At 66.3% G+C, this 14,460-nt stretch carries 14 protein-coding genes; 3 read left to right on the plus strand and 11 right to left on the minus strand.

The features are described 5' to 3' along the window. Positions 1–7 precede the first annotated feature (7 nt). Entirely contained in the window at positions 8–1,471 is a 1,464-nt protein-coding gene (locus tag IM784_RS09845) for an NAD-dependent succinate-semialdehyde dehydrogenase (protein WP_199555160.1), read from the plus strand. A gap of 22 nt (positions 1,472–1,493) precedes the next feature. Next, complete coding sequence (locus IM784_RS09850; RefSeq protein ID WP_199555161.1) at positions 1,494–2,012, plus strand: hypothetical protein; 519 nt, start codon at positions 1,494–1,496, stop codon at positions 2,010–2,012. 354 nt (positions 2,013–2,366) lie between these two features. On the opposite strand, the gene IM784_RS09855 is transcribed toward IM784_RS09850, so the two are convergent. Together IM784_RS09855 and IM784_RS09860 are read right to left on the minus strand one after the other, a co-directional pair. Further along, on the minus strand, positions 2,367–3,158 hold the full coding sequence (locus IM784_RS09855; protein ID WP_199555162.1) for an acid phosphatase: 792 nt from the start codon (positions 3,156–3,158) through the stop codon (positions 2,367–2,369). Positions 3,159–3,422: 264 nt separating this feature from the next. Next, positions 3,423–3,851, minus strand: coding sequence for a VOC family protein (locus IM784_RS09860; protein ID WP_199555163.1), 429 nt, complete (start codon positions 3,849–3,851; stop codon positions 3,423–3,425). Between the two features lie 136 nt (positions 3,852–3,987). On the opposite strand from IM784_RS09860, the gene soxR reads away from it, so the two are divergent. Beyond that, positions 3,988–4,440: a redox-sensitive transcriptional activator SoxR gene (gene soxR / locus IM784_RS09865; RefSeq protein ID WP_199555164.1), complete on the plus strand. Its 453-nt coding sequence runs from the start codon at positions 3,988–3,990 to the stop codon at positions 4,438–4,440. Positions 4,441–4,774: 334 nt separating this feature from the next. On the opposite strand, the gene IM784_RS09870 is transcribed toward soxR, so the two are convergent. The 9 genes from IM784_RS09870 to plsY all read right to left on the minus strand — a co-directional run bounded on the left by IM784_RS09870 (position 4,775) and on the right by plsY (position 14,237). Further along, entirely contained in the window at positions 4,775–5,908 is a 1,134-nt protein-coding gene (locus IM784_RS09870; RefSeq protein WP_328799503.1) for a GNAT family N-acetyltransferase, read from the minus strand. A gap of 1 nt (position 5,909) precedes the next feature. Further along, positions 5,910–6,371 (minus strand): RidA family protein, encoded by a 462-nt coding sequence (locus IM784_RS09875; protein WP_199555430.1) that lies wholly within the window; start codon positions 6,369–6,371, stop codon positions 5,910–5,912. Continuing rightward, the gene (locus tag IM784_RS09880; RefSeq protein WP_199555166.1) at positions 6,371–6,976 is read right to left on the minus strand and encodes an HAD family hydrolase; all 606 of its coding nucleotides are present in this window, start codon (positions 6,974–6,976) and stop codon (positions 6,371–6,373) included. The genes IM784_RS09875 and IM784_RS09880 overlap by 1 nt, the downstream gene beginning before the upstream one ends. Continuing rightward, the gene (locus tag IM784_RS09885; protein WP_207791727.1) at positions 6,973–7,311 is read right to left on the minus strand and encodes a DUF3572 family protein; all 339 of its coding nucleotides are present in this window, start codon (positions 7,309–7,311) and stop codon (positions 6,973–6,975) included. Before IM784_RS09885 ends, IM784_RS09880 begins: the two co-directional genes overlap by 4 nt. Before the next feature lie 140 nt (positions 7,312–7,451). Further along, a complete protein-coding gene (gene rpmG, locus IM784_RS09890) occupies positions 7,452–7,619 on the minus strand; it encodes a 50S ribosomal protein L33 (RefSeq protein WP_199555167.1) in 168 nt (55 codons plus the stop codon). 132 nt (positions 7,620–7,751) lie between these two features. After that, a complete protein-coding gene (locus IM784_RS09895) occupies positions 7,752–9,971 on the minus strand; it encodes a ribonuclease R family protein (protein WP_199555168.1) in 2,220 nt (739 codons plus the stop codon). Next, positions 9,968–12,499, minus strand: coding sequence for a type I DNA topoisomerase (gene topA, locus IM784_RS09900; RefSeq protein WP_199555169.1), 2,532 nt, complete (start codon positions 12,497–12,499; stop codon positions 9,968–9,970). The genes IM784_RS09895 and topA overlap by 4 nt, the downstream gene beginning before the upstream one ends. A gap of 68 nt (positions 12,500–12,567) precedes the next feature. Next, positions 12,568–13,662, minus strand: coding sequence for a DNA-processing protein DprA (gene dprA / locus IM784_RS09905; protein ID WP_235976948.1), 1,095 nt, complete (start codon positions 13,660–13,662; stop codon positions 12,568–12,570). Further along, entirely contained in the window at positions 13,659–14,237 is a 579-nt protein-coding gene (plsY, locus tag IM784_RS09910) for a glycerol-3-phosphate 1-O-acyltransferase PlsY (RefSeq protein ID WP_199555433.1), read from the minus strand. Before plsY ends, dprA begins: the two co-directional genes overlap by 4 nt. Between the last annotated feature and the right edge of the window lie 223 nt (positions 14,238–14,460).

The raw sequence follows: 14,460 nt of genomic DNA on the forward strand, positions 1-14,460 counted from the left end.
GAAGCCCATGCCCCTCATTCTCGCCCGCCCCGAACTGCTGCGCGGAGCAAACCGCATCGCCGGTCGCTGGATCGAAGCAGATGCAAATGGCATCCAGGTCACCAATCCAGCCACCGGTGAACTTATTGCCACAGTCCCGAAACTCGGCCGCGCCGAAGCCGCCGAAGCCATCGCCGCAGCGCAGGCCGCCATGCCCGCATGGGCAGCCCTCACCGCCAAGGCCCGCGCCACCGTCCTGCGCCGCTGGTTCGACCTGATGATGGCCAATCAAGACGATCTCGCCGCCATCATGACCGCCGAACAGGGCAAGCCGCTCGCCGAGTCGAAAGGCGAAATCGCCTATGCCGCCAGCTTCATCGAATGGTTCGCCGAGGAAGGAAAGCGTGCCTATGGCGACATCATCCCGCCGCATCAGGCGGATCGCCGCATCCTCGTCCTGAAGCAGCCGATCGGCGTCGCCGCCGCCATCACGCCCTGGAACTTCCCGGCCGCGATGATCACCCGAAAGGCCGGACCCGCGCTGGCCGCCGGCTGCCCGATGATCGTGAAGCCCGCCAGCGCCACCCCGCTCACCGCCATCGCCCTCGTGGTCCTCGCCGAGGAAGCCGGCCTGCCGCCCGCCCTCCTCAGCGTCATCACCGGCAGCGCCTCGGCGCTCGCCGACGAGTTCACGCAAAACCCCCTCGTCCGCAAGCTCAGCTTCACCGGCAGCACCGAAATCGGCAAGCAACTCTACGCCGCCGCCGCGCAGAACATCCAGAAAATCAGCCTGGAGCTCGGCGGCAACGCCCCCTTCATCGTCCTCGACGACGCCGATCTCGACGCCGCCGTCGAGGGCGCGCTGCAATCCAAGTTCCGCAACGCCGGCCAGACCTGCGTCTGCGCCAACCGCCTTTACGTCCAGTCCGGCGTCCACGACGCCTTCGTCGAAAAACTGGTCGCCAGGGTAAAGGCGCTGAAGATCGGCAACGGCGCCGAACCCGGCATCGACATCGGCCCGATGATCGACATCGGCGCGGTCGAGAAAACAGAAGAACATATCGCCGATGCCGTCGGCAAGGGCGCAAAGCTCGTCGCCGGCGGCCAGCGCCACCGCGTCCCCGGCCTCGCCGGCGCCACCTTTTTCGAACCGACCGTCGTCACCGGCGTCACAGCCGAAATGGCCGTCGCCACCGAAGAAACCTTCGGCCCGCTCGCCCCCATCTTCCGCTTCGAAACCGACGCCGAAGTCATCGCCGCCGCCAACGCCACCGCCTTCGGTCTCGCCGCCTATTTCTACGGCCAGAACCTGTCGCGCGTTTTCCGCCTCGCCGAAGCGCTCGAATATGGCATGGTCGGCATCAACACAGGCATCATCAGCACGGAAGTCGCCCCGTTCGGCGGCGTCAAGGAATCCGGCATCGGCCGGGAGGGATCGAAATATGGCCTCGACGAGTATCTGGAGACAAAATATCTCTGCATCGGCATCTAACCTGCTCGCAGCGCTGGCAGTCATGGCCGCAACGCCGCTGACGGCCACCCCCGCAGCACAGCCCTCCAACGCAGCCGCTCAGGCCGCAACCGCGCAACCCGCCTCCCGCTTCGTCGGCAGCTGGGAAGGCACGCTCGAGTTCCGCAACATCGCCACCGGCGCCCAACACAAGGTGCCGGCAACGATGCTCGGCAAGCTCCAGCCAGACGGCAAAGCCCTGCTCGACCTCACCATCGACGACGGCAAGGGCCACATCGTCCGCCAACCCGCCACCATCCAGCTGGACGCCGGCAGCAAGCGGCTGTTCCGCAACCCCGGCGACACCAGCATCGCCTTCAACGTCACCGGCAACATGACCCCGGCCGCCACCGAACCGCTAGCCCTCACCCTCCTGGGCCGCGGCAGCGAAGACGGCCGCCCCGCCGACATACGCGAAACCCTCAACATCACCGGCGACACGCTGGTCTGGGGCCGCGAAACCCGGATTGACGGCCAGGACTGGCGCTTCCGCAACGAATATCGCCTGACGCGCAAACCCTAGAGCGCGCGAAGCCTCCGGCGGCCGGGCTCTGCCCGGACCCGGCAGGGGAATTTATCCCCTGCACCCCATCAGATAAGCGTCGTCCCAGCGGAAGCTGGGACCTCATCCCGCAGCCGCCACCACCGTTCGAGCACGCACAACAAAGCGCCGCAGGCAATCAGAATGCCTGCGGCGCCACGTTGCGCTCAGATCGCACCCCACCCAAAACCATTGAGGGTGCAGGGAAATCATTGGATGCCTGCCCCGGACTTGATCCGGGGGCCGGGTTCCAAGGGCAGAGCCCTTGGGTTTTCTTGCCATCGCCTGACGGCGCTGGACGGGCAAAGCCCTTGGCCGCCGGAGGCAAAAAAAACCCTACTTACCAGCCACCTTCGCCAACTCAGCCCGAGCCAGCTCCCGCTGTGCCTTGAACGTAGGGTCCGATTGCAGCCGCGCGTAGGTAGCTGCCGAAATCGTCCGCCCGGAAACCGTGTCGGTCATCCAGTGCGCCCGGCACACCACCCGGCTCTGCCCGAAGTCATATCCCCGTTGCAGGATCGCGTCCGCCTTGTCGGGGAACAGGTCGGTCAGCACCAGCGCCATCATCCAGCCGATCGCGGTATGACCTGAGGGATAGGAACCGTCCTTGCGCAGCGCTGGCTCATCCTGTGGCCGGCACGTGCCCACATTATTCTCCACGAAGGGTCGCACCCGCTGATAGTGCGCCTTCGCCTTTCCGGTCGAAACCCCGGCATCTGCAATTGAGCGCCGCAACAGCATCTCGGTATGCGGGTTCGACCCGTCCGACAGGGAAGTCCCCACAATCGGCTCGAAGCTGCTCACGATATGCGCCCAGCTGCTCAGGTCCGCGTCCGCGGCCGCCAACGCCTGTCGTTCGGCGGGGGCCGCCATCCCGGCCTTGAACGCCTCCTCATCAGCCGCCTTGGCCGCAGTTCCAGCCGCAGGTGGAGGCGGCAGCAGCGCCAGGCTGTCCGGCAGTGCCTTGGGGTCCAGATACCCCTTCGGAAACGGAATGCTCGGGCTCAGCATGCCCACCGCCTCGATGCTGGTCGGCGGAACTGGCGGCGCAGTCACGCTCGTGGTGGCAGTCGTCGCGCAACCTGCCAGCAACCCCAGCGCCAGCAGCGCTCCAATCCCGTTCCGCATATCGATTCTCCCCACTCAGCCCGGCATTACCACCTGCCAGCCATATCCTGCCACCCCTGGCTCCCCGGACTCACGCGCCGCAGCCGTCAGCAACGCCGGATCGCGCTCCTCCCTGCGCACCCGCGCAATCAGGGCATCCGTCGCATGTCAGCGCAGCCTCAGCCTTCGTGCCAGTCGCCGCCAAAGCAGCCGTCCCCACCAGCAACGCCCTGCGCGCAATCCTCATGGCCATTCCCCGTCCCCGCAGCAACAGGGTATAGGCCGTTAAGCCACGTCGCGGTAGCTCACCACCTCATACTCGATCCCGTCAAAATCCAGGAAGTAAAAGCGCCGCCCCGGCTCATAGTCGCCATGGCTGAACGGCAGCAGCCCGGCCGCGTAAACCCGGGCCTCCACCGCATCCAGGTCCTCTACCTCCACGCCCAGATGGTTGAACGGACGCCCCTTCGGAAACCGCGCTTCCCCGCCGTGCGTATACAGCGCCACATAATCCGACCCGGATCCGACATGGATGGTCCAGCCCCCCATCGCCGAAGGCCCACGCCAACGCTCCTGCCAGCCAAACACCGACTCCAGCATTGCCGCCGACCGCGCCGGGTCCGATACCGTCAGATTCACATGCTCGATCCGCACCAGCGCCGCATCCGGGTGCCGCACCCCGCCCGACCGCTCATCCTCGACAACCGAAGCCATGGCCTCTTCCTTCCAGCATCCCAGGCGCCGGAAGCCTCCGCTTCCAGCCATCGCAAGCGCCGATTCGCTTGCCGGGCTTCCACTCCATGCAACCTCAAGCTAAGTTGAGATCAAGCAATTTCGGAAGCCCCCCAGAATGTCCCTCATCCCCATAGGCGAACTCGCCCGCCGCACCGGCCTCAGCGTCTCCGCCATCCGCTTCTACGAAGCCCGCGGCCTCGTCGAACCCATCCGCACCGCCGGCAACCAGCGCCGCTACCTCCGCTCCGACATCCGCCGCCTGTCCTTCGCCATGATCGCCCAGCAACTCGGCCTCAGCCTCAGCGAAATCACCGCCGAACTCGCCACCCTCCCCCAGGGCCGCGCCCCAACCCAGGCCGATTGGGAAGCCATCAGCACCCACATCCGTAGCCGCCTGGACGCCCGCATCCGCATGCTCGAAAACACCCGCGACCTCCTCGACGGCTGCATAGGCTGCGGCTGCCTCAGCCTCGACCGCTGCAAACTCTACAACCCAGAAGACCGCGCCAACCAAGCCGGCCCCGGGCCGCGCTTCCTGCTCGGCAACCGGGCTTCGGATTTCGGCTGACGGAAACGCAGGGGCTCTGCCCCTGCACCCCGGCAGGGAAATGATTTCCCTGCACCCTCGATGATGGGGAGCGCATCGGATGGCTTGGTGCAGGTGCTCAGTTTAACTGCCTGCGGCGCAAGACCGGCGCCGCAGGCAATCCAATATCTTCACACGCACAACGCCTTAGAAAGCGCACCAACGTAGATCACTGAGGGTGCAGGGAAATCATTTCCCTGCCGGGTTCCAAGGGCAGAGCCCTTGGGTTTTCTTGCCATCGCCTGACGGCGCTGGACGGGCAGAGCCCTTGGCCGCCGGAGGCAAAAAAGCCCAGCGACCCAACACCCCCCCCCCGTCACCCCTCCCGAAACGGCAACCCCTCCGTGAGCGCAAACGCCTCTCCCACCACAGCCGCCCGCTCCCGCTCCAGATAGTCCGCCACCGCATCGCGGAACCGCAGGTCGGCCACATCATGGAACGATCGTGTCAGCACTGGCCGGTATCCCCGCGCCACCTTGTGCGCCCCTTGCGCCCCGGCCTCCACCCGCGCCAGCCCCCGTGCGCAGGCGATATCGATCGCCTGGTGGTAGCAAAGCTCGAAGTGCAGGAACGGAATATCCTCCACGCACCCCCACTGCCTCCCGTAAAGACAGTCATCGCCGAGGAAATTCAGCGCCCCCGCGACATAGCGCCCGCCCCGCCGCGCCATCACCAGCACCACGCGCTCCGCCATCCGCTCGCCGATCAAAGAGAAGAAGCGCCGGGTCAGATAGGGCCGCCCCCATTTCCGGCTGCCGGTATCCTGATAGAAGTCCCAGAACGCGTCCCAGGCCGTTTCGGTGAGGTCGCTCCCCGACAGCCAGACAATCTCGTCCACCCCGGAAAGCGCCGCCTCCCGCTCCTTGCGCAAAACCTTGCGCTTGCGCGAGCTCAGCGCCCCCAGAAACTCCGAAAACCCCGCATAGCCGTCGTTGAACCAGTGATACTGAACGTCATTCCGCTCCATCCAGCCGCCAGCTGCAAAATCCACCGCATCCGCCTCGTTCACAAACGTCGCGTGCGAGCTGGAAAATCCATTCTCGCGGATCACCGTTGAGCTGGCAGCCACCAGCAAGGCGCGCACCTCGGGATCGTCCGCCAGCAGCTTCGGCGCCGTCGCCGGCGTGAACGGCACCGCGTGCTGCAGCTTCGGATAATAGTTGAGCCCGGCGCGCGCCCAGGCATCCGCCCAGGCATGGTCAAACACATATTCGCCCTGGCTGTGGCTCTTCAGATATCCCGGCAAGATACCGGCAGGCCGCCCGTCCTCCCCATCCACCACGATATGCAGCGGCCGCCATCCGGCCCGCTCACTGGCGCTGCCGCTGTCCTCCACGCTCGTCAGAAAGGCGTGGCTGGAAAACGGGTTTCCCCCGCCCGCCAGCCGATCCCAGTCCTCGCCCGCAACATCGGCCGCGCGGCTGATCAGCCGGGCAACCGCCTCCGCCACCTCAGCGAACCTGCAGAACCGCGTCCACTTCCACCGCAACTCCGCGCGGCAGGGCAGGCACACCCACAGCCGCTCGCGCATGCTTGCCGGCGTCTCCCAGCACCTTCACAAACAGGTCAGAGGCACCGTTCGCCACTTCCGGCTGCTGCGTGAAATCGGGCGTGCACTGCACAAAAACCCCCAGCTTCACCACCCGCTCGATCCGCCCGAAGCTGCCGCCAAGTGCCGCCTTCACCTGCGCCAATATCATCAACGCACAGCGCTCGGCCGCCGCCTGCCCTTGCTCGACGCTCATGTCGTCAGCCAGCCGGCCCTTGATCAGGCTGCCGTCGGCGGCAAAGCTGATCTGCCCGGAAACATACAGCATCCCGTCCGCTTCGACGGTCGGCACATAGGAGGCCACCGGCGCCGCCGCTTCGGGCAACACCAGCCCGAATTCCTTCAGCTTATCCTCGACGCCCATCATGCAGCCCTTTCCAGATAGTCACGGATCCAGCCCTCGGCCTCGTCCCAACGGTCGATCCGCACATGCGCGTCCGGCGCCGCCGGAATCAACCCCCTCAGCGTCGCATCCGCCACCATGTGCAGCCGCCCCACCTCGGGCGCGTGCTTCAGCGCGCTCGAATGATGCGGCGGCAGATCGTCCACAAACACCGCCCGCCGGTCGCCGGCCAGCTCCTTCACCATTCGCCCCTTCGGCCCATCATTCGCATGCACCGGCACATCCAGCCCGCGCTCGCGCAACACCTCCAGCCGGATATCGCGCCAGGCCGCCGGAATATTCGTCAGCACGATCAGGTCGAAATCCTTCGACAAAGCGGTCAGCACCTCCACAGCCCCTTCCGCCGGCTGCTGCAACCGCTGCCCATGCTCGAAGAATCCATCCAGCAGCGCCGGAAAATCTGCCGGATCGACCGGGCGCCCATCACTCAGGTGCCGCATGTTGCCGATCAGCGCAGAGCTGTCGAACTTCAACTCCACATCCCGTGCCTCACGCAGCCACTGCGCAAAGGGCCCGGCGAACTCCAGGATGACCTCGTCACAGTCCAGGATCAGCCGCGGCCTCATACCATCGCTCCCGCCAGCTCGCCGGGCTTCACGCCCAGTGTCTCCGCCACCCGCAGCAGGTCCGGCTCATGGGCAGAGAGGAAGGCAATCACCGCGTTCAGCACATCGGCTTCACCCGCCCGCGCGCGGAGCGTCGGCACGTCAAAGCCGGTCAGGTCGAGGAATCTGGGGCGCATGGCTTCATCGGAAATGACGGCGGCAAGTGCCTGAAGGGCGAGGGTGTCGTTCACTTGGGCGGGATAGCGCGGCGCGGCGCCGAGCGTAACCCCTGAGAATGCGCGGCCGTCGGCGAACCGAAGGTCAGCCTCTGGCTGAACGCAGCCGAGCCCGCACAAGAAAGAAGCCAGAAACGAAAAAGGCGCGGCAAAGCCGCGCCTGACGTCGAAGCGGTTCGATGGCCTGCGGGCCAACGCCCGCCCGGCCGATCGTTTCGCCGAGTCTGCGGATTAGCGCTGCGCGCTAACCACAGCCGGCTTCACTTGATCTTGGCTTCCTTGAATTCCACATGCTTGCGCACAACCGGATCATATTTGCGGAACAGCATCTTCTCGGTCTGCGTACGCGGGTTCTTCTTGGTCACATAATAGTAACCCGTGTCCGCAGTGCTCACGAGCTTGATCTTGACCGTCGTCGGCTTCGCCATGATATCCTCGAAACGAAAAGCAATGGCCCGGCAGCCGCAGCTCCCGGGAAAGGGCGCGCCTCTAAGGCAGAATCACCCACGCGGTCAAGCCCGCGCGATTATCCTGCCCGCGAATTCCATGCGCGGGGCAGGTCAACCCCTGCGCCCCCGCCGCACCCCCGGAGGCGGCCCACCACGCTTCGCACCACCCGGCCGGGGCCCGCGCCCATCGCGCCGAAAGCGCGGCCCGCGCTCCACAGGCTCCACCCCCGGCAGCGAGAATCGCAGGCTTCCGGTCACCGCATCCGCTTCTTCCAGCTTCAGCTCCAGCATTTGCCCCTGCCCGAATCGGGTGCCCGTCTCCGCCCCTTCCAGGAACCGCCCGGCCTCATCAAATCGGAACCGCTCCGCGCCCAGCGCACTCACCGGCACCAGCCCGTCGCCGCCGATCCCATCGACCGTCGCGAAGAAACCAAAAGCCTGCACGCCCGAGATCCGCGCCCGCACCACATCGCCCACATGGCTCGCCAGATGCCGCGCGATATAGCGGTCCAGCGTCTCCCGCTCCGCCTCCATCGCCCGCCGTTCGGTAAAGCTGATATGCTCGCCAATCGGCGCGAAGCGCTGCTCCGCCCCGTCCGGCAACCCGCCCTCCCCCAGCTTGAAAGCGCTCACCAGCGATCGGTGCACGCACACATCCGCATAACGCCGGATCGGCGAAGTGAAATGCGCATAGCTCCCCAGCGCCAGCCCGAAATGCCCGGTGTTGCGCGGCGCATAATAGGCCTGCGTCTGGCTGCGCAGAACGGCCTCCGAAATCTCCTGGAAATCGCTCCGCTCGCGGCACCGCTCCAGCACCCGGTTGAAGGTCTCCGGCGTGATCACCTGCCCCAACGCAAAGCTCACCCCCAGCGTCCCCAGATACTCCTTCAGGCTGCTCAGCTTCTCCCGGTCCGGCGTCTCATGGTCCCGATACATTACCGGCGCCTTCTTCGCTTCCAGCGCCTTCGCCGCGGCCACATTCGCCGCGATCATCATATCCTCCACCACCCGGTGCGCATCCAGCCGCTCGCGGACCACGATCCCGGCCACCCGCCCTTCGGCATCCAGCACCACCCGCTTCTCAGGCAGTTCCAGCTCCAGCGGCCCGCGTTTCGCCCGAGCAGCCGCCAAGGCCCGCCAGCAATCCCACAAAGGCTCCAGCAGGGCCTTCTCGGCCCGCTCCTCCCGCCCGTCCATCACCGCCTGCGCCGTCTCATAGGCCAGATTCGCCGCAATCCGCACCCGCGCCCGGTGAAAGGAAAACCTGTCGATCTCCCCGGTCTTCGAAACCCGCATCGAAGCCGCCAGCACAGCCTTGTCGCTCCCGGCCTTCAAGCTGCAGGCGCCGTTGCTCAAAGCTTCCGGCAGCATCGGCACCACCTGATCCGGGAAGTAACAGCTGTTCCCCCGGTCAAACGCACTCCGGTCCAGCGCAGACCCCGGCCGCACAAACCAGCTCACATCGGCAATCGCCACCAGCAGCCGCCAGCCGTCGCCCCCCTCAGAATCTTTGACAGGTTCGGCCCAGATCGCATCATCATGGTCGCGCGCATCGGCCGGATCGATCGTCAGCAGCGGAATCTGCGTCCAGTCCTCCCGCTCGCCCAGCCCGCCGGCGCTCGCCCGCTCGGCATCCTCCTCCACCCCATGCGGAAACACATGCGGAATGCCCTTCGCCGCGATGGCGATCTCGCTAACCCGCGCACCCGTCAGAGGATCGCCCAGCCGCTCCAGCACATGCGCCGCCGCCCGCGCGCCGCTCCCCTTCAGCTCCGCCCGCACCAGCTCGCCCGGCTGCACTTCGCTCGAATGGTGGATCGGCCATATCTTCCGCTCGCGCTTGTCCACCGAGCGCAGCACCAAGCCGCCCCACTCATCCTTGCGCACCATCCCCATCAGCGTCGCATGGCCCTTCGCCAGCCGCTTGATCACCGTCCCCAGATATTTCGGATGATCGCCGGAAATCCGCGTCAAAAGCCGGTCGCCAGCCTCAAACCGCTCCCGCCTGCCACCCCGGCCCCCACCAGCCGCTACCGCGACCTTCGGCGGAGGCCCATCGCCATCCCAACGCTCCGGCACAGCCACCAACCGCATGCCCTCGGCGGAAACCACCGTCAGCACCGCCACCCGCGGCAGGCCACCAGCCTTGTGCAAGGTCCGCCCCGGCCCAGCCGCCAGCAGTCCCTCCTCCTCCATCTCCCGGAGCAAATCCTTCAGCGCCTCGCGCTCCTCGCCCCGCAATCCAAAGGCCCGCGCAATCTCGCGCTTCCCCACAGACGAAGGCGTCTGCCGCACAAAGGCAAGGATCGCCTCCCTGTCCGGAAGGCTCAAGCGGAAGCCTTCTTCTTGGGGGCTGCCTTCTTCGCCGCAGGCTTCTTCGCAGCCGCCTTTTTCGGCGCCGCCTTCTTCTTCGCCCGCCCCTTCGAAGGCCCCTTCGCCGCCCGCTCCGCCAGCAGCGTCACCGCCTCGTCCAGCGTCACCTCCTTCGGATCCTTCGCCTTCGGCACATTCGCGTTGGTCGTCCCGTCGCTCACATATGGCCCAAAGCGCCCATTCAGAACCTTCACCTCGGCCCCGGACTCCGGATGCGCCCCCAGCACTGCCAGCGGCTCGGCAGACCCCCGCCGCGCAGCACCCTTCGGCTCTGCCAGCTTCATCACCGCCGCATTCATGCCCATCTCGAACAGGTCAGCCGAATCCTTCAGATTCGCATACTTCCCATCATGCAGCAGATACGGCCCATAGCGCCCAAGATTGGCAACGATCGGCAACCCAGTCTCCGGGTGCAATCCAATCTCGCGCGGCAGGCTCAGCAGCTTCAGCGCCAGCGCCAGATCCAGCTCTCCCAGATCCTTCGGAATGGAGGACCGCTTCTCGCCGGATTGCACATAGCGCCCAAAGCGCCCGCTCTTCACTTCCACGGCCAGCCCGGTCTCCGGATCATCGCCCAGCGTCTGCGGCCCGGCTGCGTCCCCATTCCCGGCAAACTGCCGCGTGAACCGGCACTCCGGATAGTTGGAGCAGGAAATGAAAGGCCCGAACTTCCCGACCTTCAGCGACAGCCGCCCATCGCCACAGCTCGGGCAGGCCCTCGGGTCCGTTCCGTCGCCCTTCTCCGGAAACAGGTGCGGCGCCAGATATTCGTCCAGCGCCTTTTCCACCTCCATCGGGCTCTGCTTCATCACATCTGCGGTGCGCGGCTTGAAGTCCTCCCAAAAGTCGCGAAGCACCTCGATATAGGCGGCGTCCCCGGCCGAAATATCGTCCAGCCGCCCTTCCAGCCCGGCGGTAAAATCATACTCCACATAACGGTCGAAGAAGCGCTCCAGGAAGGCGGTCACGATCCGCCCCTTTTCCTCGGCTACAAAGCGCTTCTGCTCCAGCCGCACATATTCCCGGTCCTTCAGCACCTGGATGATCGAGGCATAGGTGGATGGCCGGCCGATCCCCAGCTCTTCCATCCGCTTCACCAGGCTGGCCTCGGTGTAGCGCGGCGGCGGCTGCGTGAAATGCTGCGCCTTCTCCACCTTCACCGTCTGCGGACGCTCGCCCGCCAGCAGCTTGGGCAAGCGCGCGCCATCCTCTTCGTCCAGGTCGTCCGTCCCCTCGGCATACAGCGCCAGAAACCCCGGAAACACCACCACCGTCCCGGTCGCCCTCAGCCCGGTCTGTCCGTCGTGAGACAGCAGATCCACCGTCGTCCGCTCCAGCTGCGCAGATGCCATCTGCGAGGCAACCGCCCGCTTCCAAACCAGATCGTACAGCCGGGCTTCCATGTCGGAGAGCCCCAGCGCTCCGGCCGTCGCCTTGAAGTTCGTCGGCCGGATCGCTTCATGCGCTTCCTGCGCATTCTTCGCCTTCACCGAGTAATGGCGGGGCTTGTCCGGCACATGCTCGCGCCCATAGCGCTCCATCACCACGTCGCGCGCCCGGTTGATGGCATCGCCATCCATCGAAACGCCATCGGTCCGCATATAGGTGATATGCCCCGCCTCATACAGCGTCTGCGCCGTGCGCATCGTCTGCTGCGCCCCCAGCCCCAGCTTGCGCGAGGCTTCCTGCTGCAAGGTAGAGGTGGTGAACGGCGGCGCCGGATTGCGCACCACATTCTTCAGCTCGACTTCGGAAACCGTGAAGGAAGACCCCTCCACCACCGCCCGCGCCGCTTCTGCAGTCGCCTCGTCCGGAAGCGCAAACCTGTCGAGCTTCCTGCCGCCCAGCACCGTCAACCGCGCCGCAAACTGATGCCCGCTCGCTGCCTTCAGCAGCGCTTCCACGCTCCAGAACTCGCGCGGCGTAAACGCCTCGATCTCGCGCTCGCGCTGCACGATCAGCCGCAAAGCCACCGATTGCACCCGCCCGGCGCTCTTCGCCCCCGGCAGCTTCCGCCACAGCACGGGGCTCAGCGTGAATCCCACCAGATAGTCCAGCGCCCGGCGCGCCAGATAGGCATCCACCAGCGGCTGATCCACCTGCCGCGGATGTTCCATGGCCGTCCGCACGGCATCCTTGGTGATGGCGTTGAAGGTAATCCGCGAAATTCCGCCCTTCGGCACCGCCTTCTTCGCCGCCAGCACTTCCGCCAGGTGCCAGCTGATCGCCTCGCCCTCCCGATCGGGGTCGGTCGCCAGGATCACCCGGTCTGCGCTCTTCGCCGCGTCGGTAATCGCCTTCAGCTGCTTCGAGCGGTCGGCCGAAACCTCCCACTGCATCGCGAAATCCTGCTCCGGGTCGACACTCCCGTCGCTCGCCGGCAAATCGCGCACATGGCCAAAGCTCGCCAGCACCTTGGCATTGCCACCGAGATACCCCTCGATGGTTCGCGCCTTCGCCGGCGACTCCACGATCACGAGATCCATCAGATTCCTTCCACGGGGCGGCGCCATAGGGCCGACCAAAATTCAAAGCAACCTCAGCCGGGGGCAACCTAAGAGGCCAACGCCACCCGGCCCCCAGCCAACCGCACAACCCGCCCTTCGATCTCCAGATCCGAAAGCCGCGCCTGCACATCCGAAACGCTCAACCCAGAGGCCCGTACCACCTCATCGACGGCAACCCCACTCACCGACAGCAGCGAAACCAGTTCATCGCCGGCCACAGGCACAAACGCCGCATTCGCCGCCGGCAGCAACGGCAGGGCCAGCTCCCGCCGTCGCACCACAGGCTCCCGCGCCACCACCGCAAACGGCGCCAAGACCCCCAGCACGTCCGCCGCGCTTTCCACCAGCACGGCTCCATCCCGGATCAACCCGTTCCCCCCGCGCGACCGCGGATCGGAAGGATGCCCCGGCACCGCCATCACCTCGCGCGAAGCCTCCGCCGCCAGCCGCGCCGTAATCAGACTTCCCGAACCGGCAGCCGCCTCGATCACCACCACGCCCTGCGCCAGCCCGGCAATCAAGCGGTTCCGTCGCGGAAAATGCCGCGCCTGCGGCTCCGTCCCCGGCGGCATTTCCGAAACCAGCAACCCGCGCTCGGCCACTTGGTCCTGCAAGCCGGCATTCTCCGGCGGATAGGCAATATCCACGCCCCCGGCCACGCACCCGATCGTGCCCGTCTCCAAGGCCCCCATATGCGCCGAGGCATCCACCCCACGCGCCATCCCCGAAACCACGACCCAGCCGGCAGCTCCCAGCGCCTGCGCCATCTCCCGCGCCAGCCCGCGCCCGGCCGCACTCGCATTCCGAGCACCCACCATCGCCACCACGGGCCGCGCCGCCAGCGCCAGATCCCCCCGCGCGATCAGCACAGGCGGTGCATCGCCCATAGCCGCCAGCAAGGCCGGATAGTCCGCATCCCCCAACAGCACATGCCGCGCGCCCACAGCCTCGGCCCGCGCCATCTCCGCCCGCGCCGCCGCCTCGCTGCACACATCCCGCAATCGCCCCAGCGCCTCGCCAGCGCTGTCAAACTGCCGCATCATCTGCCCGAACTTCACGGCGCCCACGCCATCGGTCCGCGCCAGCCGCAACCGCGCCAGCCGCTCCGCCGGGCCCGGATTCGACCCCGAAAGCCCGCTCAACTCTTCTTGCCGATCCGCGGCTCAGTCCCGGCCCGCAGCCGCCCGATATTCTCCCGGTGCGTCCACAACACCCACAAGGCGAGCAACGCCACCACCAGCCCGGCATAGGGCAAGCCCACAAAGCCCAGCACCACAGCCGCCGCAAAACCCGCCGCCATCCCGCCAGCCGAAGAAATCTTCGTCGCCCACGCAATCCCGCCCCAGGCCACCGCAAAGCCCAGAGCCGCCCACCAGCTGAACGCCGCCGTAATCCCCAAAAGGGTCGCAACCCCCTTGCCACCTTTGAACTTCAACCAGACCGGATGCACATGCCCGGCAAAGGCCCCCACAGCCGCCACCAACGGCGCAAATTCCCCGCCATAGCGCCCAGCCAGCCAAACCGCCGCCGCACCCTTCCCCGCATCCAGCAGCAACGTCGCCGCCGCAATCCCCTTCTTCCCCGTCCGCAAGACATTGGTAGCCCCAATGTTCCCAGACCCGACAGAGCGGATATCCCCGCCCCCCGAAGCCCAGGTCAGCAACAAGCCAAAAGGGATCGATCCCAGCAGATAGCCAATCACGGCCCAAAGAAGCATGTCGTTCACGCGCACGAGCGTAGCGCCGCCCTCGGCCCGGCTGCAATCCCTGTTGGAGCCTCAAGAACGCAGGGGCGCTGCCCCTGCACCCCGGAAGGGGTTTTGACCCCTTCACCCCTTTTAGTTTGCCTCGGCTTCAAAACTCATCGGGCGGCGCGACAGAATGGATTGCGCCTTCGGCGCCGACAAACCCGCGCCGAAGGCGCAATCAAGCCCAATTCTC

Source organism: Sandaracinobacteroides hominis (assembly GCF_016464365.1).
Lineage (GTDB): Bacteria > Pseudomonadota > Alphaproteobacteria > Sphingomonadales > Sphingomonadaceae > Sandaracinobacteroides > Sandaracinobacteroides hominis.

Excerpts from the sequence above, each read along its gene's own strand:
- IM784_RS09850 (WP_199555161.1), top strand. The coding sequence starts at position 1,494 with ATGGCCGCAACGCCGCTGACGGCCACCCCCGCAGCACAGCCCTCCAAC.
- IM784_RS09880 (WP_199555166.1), bottom strand. The coding sequence starts at position 6,976 with ATGAGGCCGCGGCTGATCCTGGACTGTGACGAGGTCATCCTGGAGTTC.
- IM784_RS09860 (WP_199555163.1), bottom strand. The coding sequence starts at position 3,851 with ATGGCTTCGGTTGTCGAGGATGAGCGGTCGGGCGGGGTGCGGCACCCG.
- rpmG (WP_199555167.1), bottom strand. The coding sequence starts at position 7,619 with ATGGCGAAGCCGACGACGGTCAAGATCAAGCTCGTGAGCACTGCGGAC.
- soxR (WP_199555164.1), top strand. The coding sequence starts at position 3,988 with ATGTCCCTCATCCCCATAGGCGAACTCGCCCGCCGCACCGGCCTCAGC.
- IM784_RS09845 (WP_199555160.1), top strand. The coding sequence starts at position 8 with ATGCCCCTCATTCTCGCCCGCCCCGAACTGCTGCGCGGAGCAAACCGC.
- IM784_RS09875 (WP_199555430.1), bottom strand. The coding sequence starts at position 6,371 with ATGGGCGTCGAGGATAAGCTGAAGGAATTCGGGCTGGTGTTGCCCGAA.
- IM784_RS09855 (WP_199555162.1), bottom strand. The coding sequence starts at position 3,158 with ATGCGGAACGGGATTGGAGCGCTGCTGGCGCTGGGGTTGCTGGCAGGT.
- plsY (WP_199555433.1), bottom strand. The coding sequence starts at position 14,237 with ATGCTTCTTTGGGCCGTGATTGGCTATCTGCTGGGATCGATCCCTTTT.
- topA (WP_199555169.1), bottom strand. The coding sequence starts at position 12,499 with ATGGATCTCGTGATCGTGGAGTCGCCGGCGAAGGCGCGAACCATCGAG.